General features: G+C 67.0%; 13 protein-coding genes. 5 read left to right on the plus strand and 8 right to left on the minus strand.

What is annotated here, in order from left to right:
• Nucleotides 1–2 precede the first annotated feature (2 nt).
• From QRN67_RS23680 to QRN67_RS23695, 4 genes are all read right to left on the minus strand, one after another.
• Nucleotides 3–464 (minus strand): YidB family protein, encoded by a 462-nt coding sequence (locus QRN67_RS23680; protein ID WP_081268219.1) that lies wholly within the window; start codon nt 462–464, stop codon nt 3–5.
• Between the two features lie 102 nt (nt 465–566).
• Nucleotides 567–1,922 (minus strand): M20/M25/M40 family metallo-hydrolase, encoded by a 1,356-nt coding sequence (locus QRN67_RS23685; RefSeq protein ID WP_285413838.1) that lies wholly within the window; start codon nt 1,920–1,922, stop codon nt 567–569.
• Between the two features lie 83 nt (nt 1,923–2,005).
• Entirely contained in the window at nt 2,006–2,743 is a 738-nt protein-coding gene (locus QRN67_RS23690; RefSeq protein WP_285413839.1) for a 16S rRNA (uracil(1498)-N(3))-methyltransferase, read from the minus strand.
• A 69-nt stretch (nt 2,744–2,812) separates the two neighbouring features.
• A complete protein-coding gene (locus QRN67_RS23695; RefSeq protein WP_285413840.1) occupies nt 2,813–3,991 on the minus strand; it encodes an aminoglycoside phosphotransferase family protein in 1,179 nt (392 codons plus the stop codon).
• A 237-nt stretch (nt 3,992–4,228) separates the two neighbouring features.
• Here QRN67_RS23695 and QRN67_RS23700 point away from each other — a divergent pair, with 237 nt between their 5' ends.
• The 3 genes from QRN67_RS23700 to rsmA are packed head-to-tail and all read left to right on the plus strand — an operon-like array spanning nt 4,229 to nt 9,013.
• The gene (locus tag QRN67_RS23700; protein WP_285413841.1) at nt 4,229–6,823 is read left to right on the plus strand and encodes an LPS-assembly protein LptD; all 2,595 of its coding nucleotides are present in this window, start codon (nt 4,229–4,231) and stop codon (nt 6,821–6,823) included.
• A 20-nt stretch (nt 6,824–6,843) separates the two neighbouring features.
• Nucleotides 6,844–8,244 carry a peptidylprolyl isomerase gene (locus QRN67_RS23705; RefSeq protein WP_106936306.1) on the plus strand — a complete coding sequence of 467 codons (1,401 nt, stop codon included), beginning with the start codon at nt 6,844–6,846 and terminating at the stop codon, nt 8,242–8,244.
• 4 nt (nt 8,245–8,248) lie between these two features.
• Nucleotides 8,249–9,013 (plus strand): 16S rRNA (adenine(1518)-N(6)/adenine(1519)-N(6))-dimethyltransferase RsmA, encoded by a 765-nt coding sequence (gene rsmA, locus QRN67_RS23710; RefSeq protein WP_081268224.1) that lies wholly within the window; start codon nt 8,249–8,251, stop codon nt 9,011–9,013.
• A 58-nt stretch (nt 9,014–9,071) separates the two neighbouring features.
• Here rsmA and QRN67_RS23715 read toward each other — a convergent pair whose 3' ends face one another.
• The 4 genes from QRN67_RS23715 to QRN67_RS23730 all read right to left on the minus strand — a co-directional run bounded on the left by QRN67_RS23715 (nt 9,072) and on the right by QRN67_RS23730 (nt 12,718).
• Complete coding sequence (locus QRN67_RS23715; RefSeq protein WP_155742519.1) at nt 9,072–9,221, minus strand: hypothetical protein; 150 nt, start codon at nt 9,219–9,221, stop codon at nt 9,072–9,074.
• 77 nt (nt 9,222–9,298) lie between these two features.
• A complete protein-coding gene (locus QRN67_RS23720) occupies nt 9,299–9,724 on the minus strand; it encodes a barstar family protein (protein WP_086011111.1) in 426 nt (141 codons plus the stop codon).
• 50 nt (nt 9,725–9,774) lie between these two features.
• A complete protein-coding gene (locus tag QRN67_RS23725) occupies nt 9,775–10,188 on the minus strand; it encodes a guanyl-specific ribonuclease (RefSeq protein ID WP_081268225.1) in 414 nt (137 codons plus the stop codon).
• 181 nt (nt 10,189–10,369) lie between these two features.
• Nucleotides 10,370–12,718: an NADP-dependent malic enzyme gene (locus QRN67_RS23730; RefSeq protein WP_106936308.1), complete on the minus strand. Its 2,349-nt coding sequence runs from the start codon at nt 12,716–12,718 to the stop codon at nt 10,370–10,372.
• Between the two features lie 180 nt (nt 12,719–12,898).
• Here QRN67_RS23730 and QRN67_RS23735 point away from each other — a divergent pair, with 180 nt between their 5' ends.
• Nucleotides 12,899–13,948, plus strand: a complete 1,050-nt coding sequence (locus QRN67_RS23735) for an SPFH domain-containing protein (protein WP_081268227.1) — start codon at nt 12,899–12,901, stop codon at nt 13,946–13,948.
• A gap of 124 nt (nt 13,949–14,072) precedes the next feature.
• Nucleotides 14,073–15,563: a DUF4178 domain-containing protein gene (locus QRN67_RS23740; RefSeq protein WP_285413842.1), complete on the plus strand. Its 1,491-nt coding sequence runs from the start codon at nt 14,073–14,075 to the stop codon at nt 15,561–15,563.
• The last annotated feature ends 11 nt before the right edge of the window (nt 15,564–15,574 follow it).

Genomic DNA, 15,574 nt, shown 5'->3' on the forward strand with positions numbered 1-15,574 from the left:
TTTCAGGACTGCTTGCCTTGCAGCAGGCCGCTGAGCGAGCCCAGCAGGTCTTCGTGGTTGCCGAGCCCCTGCTCCGGCACCTTGCCGTGCGGCGTGAGCTGGTCGATCAGGGCCGGCAGCATGGTCGCGAGCATCGGCAGCAGCGTTTGCGCATTGATGCCCAGCCTGGAAGCGATGTTCGCGATGGTGTCGCTGCCCAGCGCGTTCTGCAGCTGGTCGCCCGTCACAGGCTGGTTCTCTCCCTTGCCGATCCAGGAGCCGATGACGTTGCCGAGGCCGGCCTGCTCGAATTTCGAGACCAGCCCGCCAATGCCGCCCTGCGCTCCGTTGTTGGCGAGCAGGCCGCCCAGTGCACCGGCAAGTCCGCCGAGATCGCCCAGCCCTCCGAGGCCGCCGCCTTGTTGCGGCTGCTGCTGCGCAGCGCCCCCCAGCACTTGACCGAGTACCGAATCGAGCAATCCCATGGCCGTTTCCTTGGTGTGTGACAGAACCGGTGAGCATTGTTAAATGCCGCGGACCCCGAGCTGGAAGCTGCACTTGCACTTTCGAACTGGCAGCGTGACAAATTACTTGGTACGCACCGCCCGTTTGGGCAGCAGCGCGGGGCTGACCCCCTGCACGCCCACCAGCCCCAGCACGGTGGCGAGCGAATTCTGCGCCCCTTTCCATGCATCCGTCATGTCAATGGACTCGCTCAGCGAATGGAATCCCGACGCCTTGCCGCCCCCGCCGATGATGATGGCCGGGATGCCCAGCGAGATCGGCACATTGGCGTCGGTGCTGCCGCCGCGCAGCAGCGTCCTGTGGCCGAAGGCCGCGTTCGAGCGCACCGCGGCCTCGACGATGACCGAGTCGGGCGGCGTGCGGCCGCCGGGGCGATCACCGATGAGCTTGACGCTCGCGCTCAGCGTGCTCACGTTCCAGCGCTTGTTTTCCTCCGCCACGGCTTCGTCGACGGCCGCGAGGATCTTCTTCTCGGTCTCCAGCAGCGAGGCCATGTCGTCGGAGCGGATGTCGATGGCCATGCGCGCGTCGGGCGCGATGGTGTTCACCGAGGTGCCGCCGCCCACCGTGCCGACCGTGAACGTGGTCTTGGGAAAGCTCGGCGTGCGCACGTCGGCGATCTTTGCGATGGCGCGGCCCATGCCGTGGATGGCGCTCGGCACCTGGCCGAACGCGCCGAAGCTGTGGCCGCCCGGGCCCTGGAACGTGACCTCCCAGCGGTGGCTCGCGGTGCCCAGTATCAGCACGCTGCCCGGCGCAGAGGGCTCCAGCCCCACCATGCCGTCGATGTCGAGGTGGTCGCGGAAGATCGCCTTCATGCCGCGCAGGTTGCCCAGTTCTTCCTCGCCGACGTTGGCGACGAACATCAGGTCGCCCACGGTCTGGATCCTGTTGTCGTTCAGCACCTTGAGCCACGACAGCAGCACGGCCAGGCCGCGCGTGTCGTCCGCGATGCCCGGGGCATGGAGCCGGCCTTCATGCTCCTTCACCTTCACGTCGGTGCCGGCGGGGAACACGGTGTCGAGGTGGGCCGAGACCAGCAGCACCGGCCCGTTGCCCGTGCCCTTGCGCAGGCCGATCACGTTGCCCTCGGCATCGATCTTCGCGTGCGGCAGGCCCAGCGCCTTCATGCGGGCGAGGAAGGCTTCGGCGCGCTTGTGCTCCTTGAAGGGCGGGGCCTCGATTTCGGTGAGCGCCTTCAGGTCATCGATCGAGCGCTCGTGGTCGGCCTTCACCGCATCCATCAGCTTCTGGATGCGGGGCGAGGCCATCAGCTGGGCATAGGCTTTGTCGACCTCGGGGCCGACCACCACCTGCGCCTGCACGGCGGGCGGATTCTGGGCCTGGGCGCCGTGCGCCGTACAGAGGGCGGCAAGCGCTAGAAAAACGGGACGCAGCGCGCGGGACAGGCGGGGCATGGAAGCAAAAATCCTTCTTTTGTCTTAAAGAAGTAACGATTGTTCCCAAAGCGCTCGGCGTTCGCCTCGCGGAAAACACCGCCTCAATCGGCTGGAAGTCCGGCGAGCGACACCAATGCGGCGAGCGCCGCCGTCTCGGCGCGCAGCACGCGCGAACCGAGGGTGATGGGCACGAAGCCCCGGGCCATGGCTTCCTGTTCCTCGGCGCCGCTCAGGCCGCCTTCGGGGCCGCTGAGCACCAGGACGCCCCGGCCGCCGCCGGCCGGAACCGAGGCGATCCCGCGAGTGCCGTCGGCAAGGCTCAGCACGAGGCGCCCGGCGGTATCGGCGTCCGGCTGCCGTTGCGCGCCGATCCAGGCTGAGAACGCCTGCACCGGGTGGATCACGGGCACCCGGTTGCGGCCGCACTGCTCGCAGGCGGCGACGGCGATCGCCTCCCAGTGCGCGCGCTTCTTCTCGGCGCGCTCGCCCGACAGGCGCAGCACGCCGTGGGCGGTGGCCAGCGGCTGGATGCTCGACACGCCCAGTTCGGTGGCCTTCTCGACCAGCCAGTCCATGCGCTCGTTGGCCGGCATGCCGACCGCGAGGTGCACGGCGCGCGATGCTTCCCGCTCCACCGGCTGGTGGGCGCCAACCGTCACCGCGACGTCGCTGCGGCCCATGCGCTCGACGGTGGCCGCGTATTCGCCGCCCGCTCCGTCGAACAGCGTGAGCGCGTCGCCGGGCTGCATCCGCAACACCTGCACATGGCGCGCGGCGCCCGGCGGCAGCGCCAGGCTGGTGCCGGCGCTCAGCGGCACGGAACAGTAAAAACGCGGCATGCTATGGAATCGATAGCTGTGAGCGGCCGTTGCGCGGGCGTCACAGGATGGTGCTTTTTCAGTTTTCCTTCAGACACGGCCGTAGGCGAAGCCGGTGATGGCCGAAGTGCCCTCGATTTCGTCGATCACCCGCACCAGCGGCGTCAGTTCCATGTAGCGGCCGGCGGTGGCGCGGATGTAGGCGATGAAGCGCGGCGTGTCCGCCAGGTAGCGGGGCTTGCCGTCGCGCAGCGTGATGCGCGCGAAGATGCCGGCCACCTTCAAATGGCGCTGCAGCCCCATCCATTCGACGGCCCGGTAGAAGGCGCCGAAGTCTTCGTCGACCGGCAGGCCGGCCTTGCGCGCGGCGACCCAGTAGCGGATGGTGATGTCGAGCACGAACTCCTCGTCCCAGCTGAGGAAGGCGTCGCGCATCAGGCTGGCGATGTCGTAGGTGATGGGGCCATACACCGCATCCTGGAAGTCCAGCACGCCGAGCCTGGGTCCCGAGCCGCCGCCGGGCCGCCCCAAGGCGGCGAGCGCCCCCTCGGGGGGCAGCGAGGACACGCCAGTGCCGAGCGTGGGGGCCACATTCACCATGAGGTTGCGCGGCATGAAGTCGCGATGCACATAGACGCTGGGCGACGCGAGGTTGCTGTCGACGATCAGCTTGAAGCTGCGCTCCAGGCGCTCCTTGAGCTTGCCCTCGACGGCGATGCCGCGGTGGCGGCCGATGTACCACTCGGGGAACAGGGCGAGTTCGCGCTCCAGCAGCGCCCGGTCATAGGGCGGCAGCACGCCGGGTTTCGAGGCCAGCTGCCAGCGGATGAGCGCGTCGATCGCCTCGTCGTAGAGCGGGCGGCTTGCGTCGGGGCGAGCGGGGTCGAGCACGTCCAGCATGGTCTGGCGGCCCAGGTCGTCGAGCAGCAGGAAGCCGTGGGGCCGGTCCCATTCGAGCACCGTGGGGGCGAGCACGCCGGCCTCGGCCATCAGCTTCGCCACCTGCACGAAGGGGTCGCTGTTTTCCTTGTCCGGCGGTGCGTCCATCACGATGCGCGTGGGCGCGGCCGGATCGGCGGTGTCGATGCGGAAGTAGCGCCGGAAACTCGCGTCCACCGAGGCCAGCCGGACCGTGTCCGGCAACAGGCGCTGGGCGGAGGCGATGCCGTGCAGCCAGCCCTGGAACACTTCGGCCCGTTTCGGATCCGTCCAGAGAATGGGCTCGGCGGGACTTGGGGCCAATGGGGCCGGGGTCGGGGGTGCTGTCATGGATAATCGATTCTACAAATCCGCCTGGCGCGGCAACCACGCTTGGCCGGCTACCGGCCGAAGCGGGTTGCCGCCGGCACCTGCAACCCGCCGGCCTGCCGCGCCGTCTCCCCCGACGATCCTTCGTTCCGAACCGATGCCTACGACCCAACGCCCTCACGCTTGGCACCTTGTGCGCTCGCAGCCCTCCGCCGGAGAGTCGCGGGCTTTCCTCGGAACGGCCGGGCGGGAGGCGTGATGCGCCGACGCACCACGCTGCCTCGCCCGCGGCGCGCCAGCCCGCCGCTGCCGCTGGCCGTGCTGTCCCTGGCGCTGTTCCAGGCGCAGGGCGCTTCCGCCCAGCAGGCCCCCAGCCTCGACGGGCCGCTCACGCTCAAGCGCACGCCGCTGCTGACGGAAACCATTCCCCCCAACGAGCGCGGCCAGCTGCCCAGCCTGGTCACCGGCGACCGCATTTCCGGCCGCCCCGACCTGGAAACCGTGGTCGAGGGCAACGCCACGCTGCGCCGCGGCGCGCTCGGCATCACCGCCGACCGCCTCGAGTACTACCAGCCCAACGACCTGGCCAAGGCCACCGGCAACGTGCGGGTCAACCAGGGCGGCAACGTGTACGAAGGGCCCGAGCTGCAGCTCAAGCTCGAGACCTTCGAGGGCTTCTTCAACAACGTGCGCTACCAGTTCCTCGCGAACGAGGCGCACGGCGAGGCGCAGCGCATCGACTTCGTCGACGCCAACGTGTCGGTGGCCCGCCAGGCCACCTACACCACCTGCCGCCGCGAAGACTTCCCCGGCTGGATGCCGGCCTGGCTGCTGACCGCGACCACGCTGACCACCGACACCGAGGAGAACGAGGGCGTCGCCAAGAACGCGCGCCTGAGCTTCATGGGCATCACCACGCCGCCCATTCCCAGCGTGAGCTTTCCGCTGACCAGCGAGCGCAAGAGCGGCCTGCTGCCGCCGACCTTCGGCATCGACAACACCAACGGCATCGAGATCTCGCAGCCGTACTACTGGAACATCGCGCCCAACCGCGACGCGACGATCACGTCGACGATCATGAGCAAGCGCGGCGTCGATTTCAGCAACGAATTCCGCTATCTCGAGAAGGACTACAAGGGCACCGTCCGCCTCGACTTCATGGGCAGCGACCGGCTGGTGGGCCAGCGCTACAACGAACTGCGCAGCAGCCAGCTGCAGCAGCTCATCAGCGGGCAGATCCAGCCGCAGAACCTGGCGCTCGGCAACGGTCCGGGCAGCACCCGGCGCTGGGGCCTCTGGGCCACCCACCACCAGGACTTCGACGCCAAGGCGCTCGGCCTGGATTCGCTGTCGGCCAACATCAGCATCAACCGCGTGAGCGACAACGACTACTGGCGCGACTTCACGCGCACGCCGTCGCTTGCGCAGCGCCAGTTGCCCAACGACGCCTCGCTCAACTGGGCCAAGGGCGACTGGAGCGGCGGCATCCGCGCGCTGCAGTACCAGAACCTGCAGTACAACCTGTCGCCGATCACGCCGGCCTACGACCGGATGCCGCAGATCACCGCCAACTACAACAAGTACGACTGGCACGGCTTCGACGTATCGCTCAACCTCGACTACACGCACTTCCGGGTCAACACGATCCTGAACGGCCAGCCGGGCTACGACGCCAACCAGCAGTCGCAGCCCGATGGCGACCGTGCCATGGCCGTCGCCTCGATCAGCCGGCCGTTCATCACGCCGAGCTCCTTCGTCATTCCGAAGCTGATGCTGAACGCGGCCACCTACAACTACTACCTGCCGCAGACGGACATTCCCAAGCTCACCGTCAACGGCACGCAGTACGTGGGCGGCATCCCCTACAACCCGAACTCGCTGTATTTCTACCCGACCTCCAGCACCCGGACGGTGCCGACCTTCAGCCTCGACAGCGGCCTGATCTTCGAGCGCGACGCCAGCTACTTCGGCCGCGCCTTCCGCCAGACGCTGGAGCCGCGCGCCTACTACGTCTACACGCCGTACCGCAACCAGAACATGCTGCCGAACTACGATTCGGCAGCCAACGACTTCAGCTTCGCGACCATCTACACCGAGAACGCGTTCTCCGGCGGTGACCGGGTCTCGGACACGAATGCGCTCACGCTCGGCGTGACCTCGCGCCTGATCGATCCGTCCACCGGCGTCGAGGCGGCGCGCTTCGGCATCGCGCAGCGCCTGCGCTTCAGCAACCAGAACGTCGTGCTGCCCGGCGGCACGCCGGTGACCGACCGCGCGAGCGACCTGCTGGTCGGCGGCCAGATCAACTGGACGCCGAAGTGGAGCGTGGACACCCTCGTCCAGTACAACCCCGACACGCGCAAGTCCGAGCGCTCCGCCATCAGCGCCCGCTACAACCCCGAGCCGTATCACAACCTCAGTGCCGCCTTCCGCTACCAGGCGCCGACCACGCCCACCGCAACCGACGGCAGCAAGTCGTTCGACGTGGGCTGGCAGTGGCCGATCAACGACCTGTGGGGCGACAAGGGCAAGAACCTGGGCCCCGGCAAGGGCCAGGGCGGCGGACGCTGGTATGCGGTCGGCCGCCTCAACTACGACCTGGACGGCAAGAAGATCACCGACGGCGTGCTCGGCTTCGAGTACGACGGCTGCTGCTGGATCGGCCGCGTGGTGCTCCAGCGCACCACGACCGGCCTGGTGACGGCGAACACCCGCATCATGTTCCAGCTCGAATTGATAGGCTTCTCCAGCATCGGCTCCAGCCCGATGCAGGCGCTGCGGCAGAACATCCAGCGCTATGAACCCTTGCGCCAACCTGGCGAAGCGCCCAGCCGCTTCACCAACTACGACTGAGACGACTGACTGAGCACGCCATGAAACACTTCCGTTCCATCATCACACTGGGCTGCCTTGCAGCAATGGCCGCAGCGGCGGGCGCGCAAGGCTTCCACTCCGGCATCACGGACATCATGCGCGCCGGCCCGCGCCTGGGCCCGCCGGCGGCCCGCCCCGCGGCGCCCGCCAACACCGCGCCGGTGCAGCGCTCCGCCGAATTCATCGTCGCGCTGGTCAACTCGGAGCCGATCACCAACACCGAGGTGCTGACGCGGGTGGACCGCCTCATCAAGGAAAATCCGGACGCCGAGCGCGTGCCGCGCAACGAACTCACGCGGCTCGTGCTCGAGCGCCTGATTTCCGAGCGCGCCCAGCTGCAGCTGGCCAAGGAAAACGGCATCAAGGTCGACGACGTGGCGATCGACCAGGCCGAGCAGACGGTCGCGCGCCAGAACGAAATCAGCCTGACCGAGCTGCGCCGCCGCGTGATCGCCGAAGGCCTCACGCAGGCGGAGTTCCGCCGCGACCTGCGCGACCAGCTGCTGCTCACGCGGCTGCGCGACCGCGAGGTCGAGTCGAAGGTCAAGATCAGCGATGCCGAGGCCGACGAATACCTGATCGACCAGCGCAACCAGGCCGTCAAGAACGCGGCGCTGCAGAACCTGAACCTCGCGCAGGTGCTCGTCGCCGTGCCCGAGAACGCCACCGACGCCCAGGTGGCCGCGGCCCAGAAGAAGGCGCAGGACATCGCCCAGCGCGCCCGCGCCGGCGAAGACTTCGCCAAACTGGTGCGCGAGAACTCCGATGCACCCGACCGCGCCAACGGCGGCGCCATCGGCATGCGCAGCGCCGACCGCTATCCGCCGCTGTTCGTCGACGCCACGCAATCGACGGCGGTGAACGGCATTGCCGGGCCGGTGCGTTCGAGCGCCGGCTTCCATGTGCTCAAGGTGCTCGCCAAGGCCCAGATCGGCTCGGGCGACGCGACCGTGACCCAGACGCAGGTGCGCCACATCCTGCTGCTCAACGATCCCAAGCGCACCACGGCGCAGGCGGTCGCGCAGCTGGCCGAATTCAAGCGCCGGGTGCAGGCCGGCACGGCCGACTTCGCCGGGCTGGCCCGCGACAACTCGCAGGACGCCAGCGCCAAGGACGGCGGCGAGCTCGGCTGGTCGCGCCCCGGGCAGTTCGTGCCCGAGTTCGAGGAAGCCATGGACCGCCTCGCGCCGGGCGAGATCAGCGATCCGGTGGTGTCGCGCTTCGGCGTGCACCTGATCCAGGTGGAAGGCCGCCGCGACGCCAAGCTCAGCCAGTCCGAGCAGCGCGAAGCCGCGCGCGCCGCGCTGCGCGAAAAGCGTGTCGAGGAAGCATTCTCCACCTGGGTGCAGGAAGTGCGCGCCCGCGCCTACGTCGAATACCGCGATCCGCCGCAGTCCTGATCTGATGGCACATATCGCCAGGAAGCGGTTCGGACAGCATTTCCTGTCCGACGGGGGAATCATCGATGCGATCGTGCGCGAGATCGCGCCGCAGCCCGGCGATGCCATGGTCGAGATCGGACCGGGGCTTGCCGCGCTGACGCAGCCGCTGGTCGAGCGGCTGGGCCGCCTGACGGTGATCGAGCTCGACCGCGACCTCGCCAAGCGGCTGCGCGAGCACGCCCAGCTCGAGGTGATCGAGTCCGATGTGCTGAAGGTCGACTTCGCGGCGCTGGCCGAACGGTTTCCCGGCAAGCCGCTGCGCGTGGTGGGCAACCTGCCCTACAACATCTCCACGCCCATCCTTTTCCACCTTCTGGGCTATGCCCACCTGGTGGCCGACCAGCATTTCATGCTGCAGAAGGAAGTGATCGACCGCATGGTGGCGAAGCCCGCCACATCGGACTACAGCCGCCTGAGCGTGATGCTGCAGTGGCGCTACAAGATGGAAGACGTGCTGTTCGTGCCGCCCGAGAGCTTCGATCCGCCGCCGCGCGTGGACAGCGCCGTGGTGCGGATGGTGCCGCTGGCCACGCCGCCGGCGGTCGATGCCGCGCGGCTGGGCGAGATCGTGCAAGTGGCCTTCAGCCAGCGCCGCAAGCTGCTGCGCCATACGCTGGGCAAGTGGCTGCAGGAACACGGCTTCGAGGGCGAGTTCGATGTCCAGCGGCGGGCCGAGGAAGTGCCCGTCGACGAATACGTCGCCCTGGCCCAGGCCGTCGCCCCATGAAAAAAGCCCGCTGAGCGGGCTTTTTCAATTGGGCTGAGGCGCTGTCCGTCGCTCGTATTTAAGCGGCGGCGAGCCAGTAACCCGCGTTGAAGGGGCTGCTCATGCGCAGGGCAAGCGGCGAAACGTCGACCAGTTTGTCGGTCGGCATTTTTTCGCCGGCCGGCTCGGTGCTGGCGGCGGCCGCTGCGGTTGCGGAGGTGTTGTTCACGTCGATGCCATCGAGGGTTTCAGCGTTCGGCTGAGCCTCGTTCGCCCGTTCTGCTTGGCTGGTGGATGCAGAACGGGCTACAGAAAAGAATAGAAGCAGCGGAACGGGACCTTGCGGTCGCCCCAGTAGTCCGAGGCGTCGCGGAAGATGTCGAGCAGCTGCTCGCGCGCTTCCTTGTCGAACTTGGCGTTGGCCGGGATCTGCTCCAGCACGATGACGAAACCTGGCTGCGGGCCCGATTTATGCAACGGGTCGGTCATGCAGTCGTACAGCGCGTCGAAGTTCTTCCCGAAGTGGGCCGGGAACGTGAACTGCTGTGCGATCAGGTCGAGCACGTCCTGCTTGGTCTGGGCGTTGCCCAGGTTCGCATACAAGAAGTGCTGGCCGGCTGCGTTGGCAGCGTCCTGCAGGTCGTTCACGCGGAACGCGCGGATCGATTGCACGATGTTCGGGCGTACGGCACGAAGGGATAAGGTCATCTCCGCTGGTCTTTCCATAGTCATCATCATTTCTTCGGGGCGCTTTGGTGCGCCGCTCAGGTCGTTTTCATCGCTCATGGTGCAATCCGTCTGAAACTCGCATAGTGGTCCGCCGTGTACCAGCAGGCTTCGGGCGCCGTGCGCTGCTCGCCGCCACAGACGATCCGCCGTGCACCACGGTTGCGCGCGCCGGGCGTCTGCACCGTGTACTCGCGGTAGTGGCCGCGGCGTGCCGCTGGCAGGAGGCGTTCGCGGTTGCCAAATACAACGCCGTCCTTCTCATAACGAAACGGGCCGCCGCTGAGGATTGCCTGATAGGTCTGCTGTCCTTGCACCGGCAATTCGGACAGTGCAATCGTTTCCTCGGCGGGCGTTTTTCCTGCGCCGAACCAACCTCGGGCCTCGGCCCCCGTCGTCAACGCCGCCAGCAACAGGCTGGTGAGCGCAAACTTTGTGACAGAGGACGTGATCGAGGCGTAAGCCGCCATGGGGCACCACAAGAAAAGAGCGGGGGGTTCGAATTGGCGATCAACCTCGGGGTTAACCCGCAAATTCAAGCCCGCGAGTGTGCACCACGCTGGCGAAAATAGCAAGCGACTGCCCAAAGTTTGAGCAGTCGCGGGGGCATCGAATGGCGTTTTAAGTTGGCGGCCACTCTCGCCAAACAGCCTATCTTTCGGCGTTTGCGTCAGCCACTGTCAAGGCTGTCATGTTCACGATGCGGCGAACGGTCGCGCTGGCCGTGAGAATGTGCACAGGTTTGGCCGCGCCGAGCAGAACCGGCCCGATCGCGATGTTGCCGCCCGCCGCCGTCTTGAGCAGGTTGTACGAAATATTCGCTGCGTCGATGTTTGGGAAAACCAACAGGTTGGCGTCGCCCGCCAGCGCGCTGTGCGGCATGACGACCGCGCGCTGCTTGCTGTCCAGCGCCACGTCGCCGTGCATTTCGCCGTCCACCTCGAGCCAGGGGGCCTGCACGCGCAGCAGTTCGAGCGTCTTGCGCATCTTGATGGCGCTGGGCTCGTTGCTGGTGCCGAAATTGGAATGCGACAGCAGCGCCGCCTTCGGCTTCAGGCCGAAGCGCATCATTTCCTCGGCCGCCATCGTCGTGATCTCGGCCAGTTCCTCGGGCGAGGGGTCGTAGTTGACGTGCGTGTCGACCAGGAACACCTGGCGGTCGGGCAGCAGCAGGCCGTTCATGCAGGCGTACACCGGCACGTCCTGCGGGGTGCTCTGGCAGCCGCCGGGGCGCTTGCCGATCACCTGGTCGATGTAGTGCAGGTGGATCAGCGTGGTGCCCCAGGTGCCGCAGATCATGCCGTCGACCTCGTCCTTGTGCAGCAGCATCGCGCCGATCAGCGTGAGGCGACGGCGCATCTCGATCTTGGCGGTCTGCACCGTCTGGCCCTTGCGCTCGGTCATGCGGTGGTAGGTCTGCCAGAAGTCGCGGTAGCGGTGGTCCTGCTCGACGTTGACGATGTCGTAGTCCAGCTCTTCCTTCAGCCGCAGGCCGAATTTCTCGATGCGCTGGGCGATGATGGCCGGGCGGCCGATCAGCGTCGGGCGGGCGATGCCTTCGTCGACCACGATCTGCGCGGCGCGCAGCACGCGCTCTTCCTCGCCTTCGCAGTAGGCCACGCGCTTCTTGGCGGCACGGCGTGCGGTCTCGAAGATCGGCTTCATCGTGGTGCCCGAGGCATAGACGAAGCTCTGCAGCTTGTCGCGGTAGGCGTCCATGTCCTTGATGGGACGCGTGGCCACGCCGCTTTCCTCCGCCGCCTTGGCCACGGCCGGCGCGATCTTCATCATCAGGCGCGGGTCGAAGGGCTTCGGAATCAGGTATTCGGGGCCGAACGACAGCTTTTCACCGACGTAGGCGGCAGCAACGCGCTCGCTCTGCTCGGCCTGCGCCAGGTCCGCAATGGCGTGCACCGCGGCGATTTCCATCTCGTCGGTGATCGTGGTCGCGCCCGAGTCGAGCGCGCCGCGGAAGATGTACGGGAAGCACAGGACGTTGTTGACCTGGTTCGGGTAGTCGGTGCGGCCGGTGGCCATGATCACGTCGTCGCGCACCGCATGGGCGTCTTCGGGCGAGATCTCGGGGTTCGGGTTCGCCAGCGCGAAGATCACCGGCTTGGCGGCCATCTTGGCCACCATTTCGGGCTTCAGCACGCCGCCGGCCGACAGGCCCAGGAACACGTCGGCGCCGGCAATGACCTCCGACAGCTTGCGCGCGTCGGTCTTCTGCATGTATTGGCGCTTGTCGTCGTCCATCAGCTCGGTACGGCCTTCATAGACCACGCCGGCCAGGTCGGTCACGAACACGTTCTCGCGCTTCAGGCCGACCTTGAGCAGCAGGTTCAGGCAGGCCAGCGCCGCGGCGCCCGCGCCCGAGGTCACCAGCTTCACGTCGGCGATGTTCTTGCCCGCCACCTTCAGGCCGTTGACCATGGCCGCCGCCACCGTGATGGCCGTGCCGTGCTGGTCGTCGTGGAAGACCGGGATCTTCATGCGCTTGCGCAGCTCGCGCTCCACGTAGAAGCAGTCCGGTGCCTTGATGTCTTCCAGGTTGATGGCGCCGAAGGTCGGCTCCAGCGACGCGATGATGTCCACCAGCTTGGCCGGGTCCTTCTCGTCGATTTCGATGTCGAACACGTCGACGCCCGCGAATTTCTTGAAGAGAACGCCCTTGCCTTCCATCACCGGCTTGGACGCCAGCGGGCCGATGTCGCCCAGGCCCAGCACGGCGGTGCCGTTGCTGATGACGGCCACGAGGTTGCCGCGGGAGGTGTACTTGAAGGCGTTGGCCGGGTCCTTGACGATTTCCTCGCAGGGGGCGGCCACGCCGGGCGAGTAGGCCAGCGACAGGTCGCGCTGGTTGACCATCTGCTTGGTCGCCGCGATCGCGATCTTGCCGGGGACGGGAAACTCGTGGTACTCGAGGGCGGCACGGCGCAACTCGGCGCGTTTGTCTTCGGGCGTGGGAGTCGATGAGGTCGAAGGGGTCGAATCGGACATGTGCCTGTAGCTCCTGGTGGCGCTTCTTCTGGGGGCGCCGATTGTAGACCTCGCGTCATTGGCGCCCTACGCCGGATGGCCTGTGCGGCCCATGACCAAAGACACGGCTGCGCGGTCAAATCGGTGTGGCAATATGCACAGTTCGGACAAAAACCTGAAAACACCTGAAGAGGAGCGACCATGGCCCTGATGGATTTCATCAAGAAACAGTTCATCGACATCATCCAGTGGACCGAGACCGGCGACGGCACGCTGGCCTGGCGCTTCCCGATGGCGGAGATGGAAATCCAGAACGGGGCATCGCTCACCGTTCGCGAATCCCAGGTGGCGGTTTTCGTCAACGAAGGCAAGGTGGCCGACGTGTTCGGCCCCGGCATGTACAAGCTCACGACGCAGACGCTGCCCGTGCTCACGTACCTGAAGAACTGGGACAAGCTCTTCGAATCCCCCTTCAAGAGCGACGTCTACTTCTTTAGCACCCGCCAGCAGGTCGACCAGAAGTGGGGCACGCCCCAGCCGATCACCATCCGCGACAAGGACTTCGGCGCCGTGCGCCTGCGGGCCTTCGGCAACTACAGCTTCCGCATCGGCGACGCCAAGCTGTTCCACACCGAGATCTCCGGCACGCGCGACATCTACAGCGTGGCCGACCTCGACGGCCAGCTGCGCGGCCTGGTGCTGCAGAACATCAGCAACGCCATCGCTTCCAGCGGCGTGCCCTTCCTCGACCTGGCGGCCAACCAGATCCAGTTCGCGCAGGCGCTGGCCGCGCAGCTGGTGCCCGAATTCGAGAAGATCGGCATCAAGCTCGAGAACATCACGGTCCAGAACGTCTCGCTGCCCGAAGAGCTGCAGAAGATCCTCGACCAGAAGATCGGCATGGGCATGGTCGGCAACGACATGGGCAAGTTCATGCAGTACCAGACGGCGCAGGCCATCCCCAAGTTCGCCGAGGGCGCGGCCAACGGCGGCGGCATTGCCGGCGACGCGATGGGCCTGGGCGCCGGCGTGGCGCTCGGCCAGGTGCTGGCGCAGAACCTCGCGCAGGGCCTGAGCCCCAACGCGGCCGCCCAGGCCGCGGCGACCCAGCAGCAGCCTGCCGTGGCCGTGGTGAGCCCCACCGACGTGATGACCACGCTCGAGAAGCTCGGCGAACTCAAGACCAAGGGCATCCTCACGCAGGAAGAGTTCGACGCCAAGAAGGCCGAGTTGCTCAAGAAGCTGGTCTAACCCCCAGGCTTCGCGCACTTCGTGTCGCTACTCCTTCCCCCTTGCAGGGGGCGATACCTGCGGCCCGGCATAGCCGGTTCCGCGGCATCTCCCGCCTCGTTCGCCGTGTCTTCAGCATCGCTTCATGGCTGAGGAAACCGGCAACCAACGCTACTACCGCGCGCCCTGCCCCGGCTGCGGCGCGCCGGTCGAATTCCGCTCGGCGCAATCGACGCATGCGGTCTGCCCGTACTGCCAGAGCACGGTCGTGCGCCAGGGCGACACGCTCGCGCGCACCGGCAAGATGGCCGAGCTGTTCGACGACTTCAGCCCGCTGCAGCTGTTTGCCGCCGGTCGCATCCAGGACAAGCCGTTCACGCTGATCGGCCGGCTGCAATACACCTACCCGGGCGGGCGCTGGACCGAATGGATCGCCGCGCTCGACGGCGACCGCACCGGCGTGCTCAGCGAGGACAACGGCGCCTACGTCTTCGCGCTGCCCTTCGACCTGCAGCGCGCCGCGCCGCCCTGGAACGAGCTGCGCGTGGGCGCGACCACCGCCTTCGCCGGCCAGAGCTACACCGTCACCTCGAACGAGCAGGTGGCGCTGACTTCCGCGCAGGGCGAGCTGCCGCACCTGCCCGAACTCGGCCGCTCCTTCGCGATGGTCGAGCTGCGCAACGACAAGGGGCTGGTGCTCAGCATCGACTACGGCACCGCCACGCCCAGCGCCTACCTCGGCCGCTCGGTTCAGCTCGACGACCTGCAGCTCACCGGCCTGCGCGAGGAATCGGCCAAGGACGAGAAAGGCCGCAGCTTCAACTGTCCCAACTGCGGTTCGCCCGTCACCGTCAACCTGGCGGACAGCAAGAGCATCACCTGCCGTTCGTGCAACAGCATCATCGACCTGTCGCAGGGCATCGGCGGGGAGCTCAGGCACGCCACGCAGGACGAGCCCGTGCGCCCGCTCATCGCGCTCGGCAGCATGGGCCAGCTGCAGGGCGCGCAGTGGCAGGTGGTGGGGTTCCAGCACCGCATGGGCACCGAGCCCGGCGACGACGAACAGTTCGGCTGGGACGAGTACCTGCTCTACAACAAGAAGCGCGGCTTCAGCTTCCTGGTCGACGCGGAAGACGGCTGGAGCATGGTCAAGCCGACCACCGGCGCCCCGGTGATGGCCGAGAACGGCAGCACCGCCACCTACCTCAACAAGCGCTACCAGCAGCAGTACGCCTACAACGCCGAGACCACCTATGTGGCGGGCGAGTTCTACTGGCAGGTCGAGCGCGGGCAGAAGACCTTCAACCGCGACTTCGCCAGCGGCCCCGCGCTGCTCTCGATGGAGCGCTCGGCCAACGAGCTCACCTGGTCGTCGGGCATCAAGCTCGACAGCGGCGTGGTGGCCACCGCCTTCAAGCTCGACGCCAAGAAGGACATGTTCAAGCGCGCCGACGCGCTGCCCGTGAGCGCGGCGGCGTCGAAGATGGGTTGCGGCACGATCATCATCATCATCGTCGTGATCATCATCCTGCTGATCATCCTGAGCACCTGCAGCAGCAGTGGCGGCTCTTCGAGCGGCTACCGCAGCTCGGGCGGCTCCTACGGCGGCTACTCGAGTGGCGGCGGGCACAAATGACGAGGAAGATG

The organism is Variovorax sp. efr-133-TYG-130, assembly GCF_030208835.1.
GTDB lineage: Bacteria > Pseudomonadota > Gammaproteobacteria > Burkholderiales > Burkholderiaceae_C > Variovorax.

What these genes read in the sequence shown, in the direction of transcription:
- QRN67_RS23680 (WP_081268219.1), bottom strand. Translation starts at nt 464, where the DNA reads ATGGGATTGCTCGATTCGGTACTCGGTCAAGTGCTGGGGGGCGCTGCG.
- QRN67_RS23685 (WP_285413838.1), bottom strand. Translation starts at nt 1,922, where the DNA reads ATGCCCCGCCTGTCCCGCGCGCTGCGTCCCGTTTTTCTAGCGCTTGCC.
- QRN67_RS23690 (WP_285413839.1), bottom strand. Translation starts at nt 2,743, where the DNA reads ATGCCGCGTTTTTACTGTTCCGTGCCGCTGAGCGCCGGCACCAGCCTG.
- QRN67_RS23695 (WP_285413840.1), bottom strand. Translation starts at nt 3,991, where the DNA reads ATGACAGCACCCCCGACCCCGGCCCCATTGGCCCCAAGTCCCGCCGAG.
- QRN67_RS23700 (WP_285413841.1), top strand. Translation starts at nt 4,229, where the DNA reads ATGCGCCGACGCACCACGCTGCCTCGCCCGCGGCGCGCCAGCCCGCCG.
- QRN67_RS23705 (WP_106936306.1), top strand. Translation starts at nt 6,844, where the DNA reads ATGAAACACTTCCGTTCCATCATCACACTGGGCTGCCTTGCAGCAATG.
- rsmA (WP_081268224.1), top strand. Translation starts at nt 8,249, where the DNA reads ATGGCACATATCGCCAGGAAGCGGTTCGGACAGCATTTCCTGTCCGAC.
- QRN67_RS23720 (WP_086011111.1), bottom strand. Translation starts at nt 9,724, where the DNA reads ATGACTATGGAAAGACCAGCGGAGATGACCTTATCCCTTCGTGCCGTA.
- QRN67_RS23725 (WP_081268225.1), bottom strand. Translation starts at nt 10,188, where the DNA reads ATGGCGGCTTACGCCTCGATCACGTCCTCTGTCACAAAGTTTGCGCTC.
- QRN67_RS23730 (WP_106936308.1), bottom strand. Translation starts at nt 12,718, where the DNA reads ATGTCCGATTCGACCCCTTCGACCTCATCGACTCCCACGCCCGAAGAC.
- QRN67_RS23735 (WP_081268227.1), top strand. Translation starts at nt 12,899, where the DNA reads ATGGCCCTGATGGATTTCATCAAGAAACAGTTCATCGACATCATCCAG.
- QRN67_RS23740 (WP_285413842.1), top strand. Translation starts at nt 14,073, where the DNA reads ATGGCTGAGGAAACCGGCAACCAACGCTACTACCGCGCGCCCTGCCCC.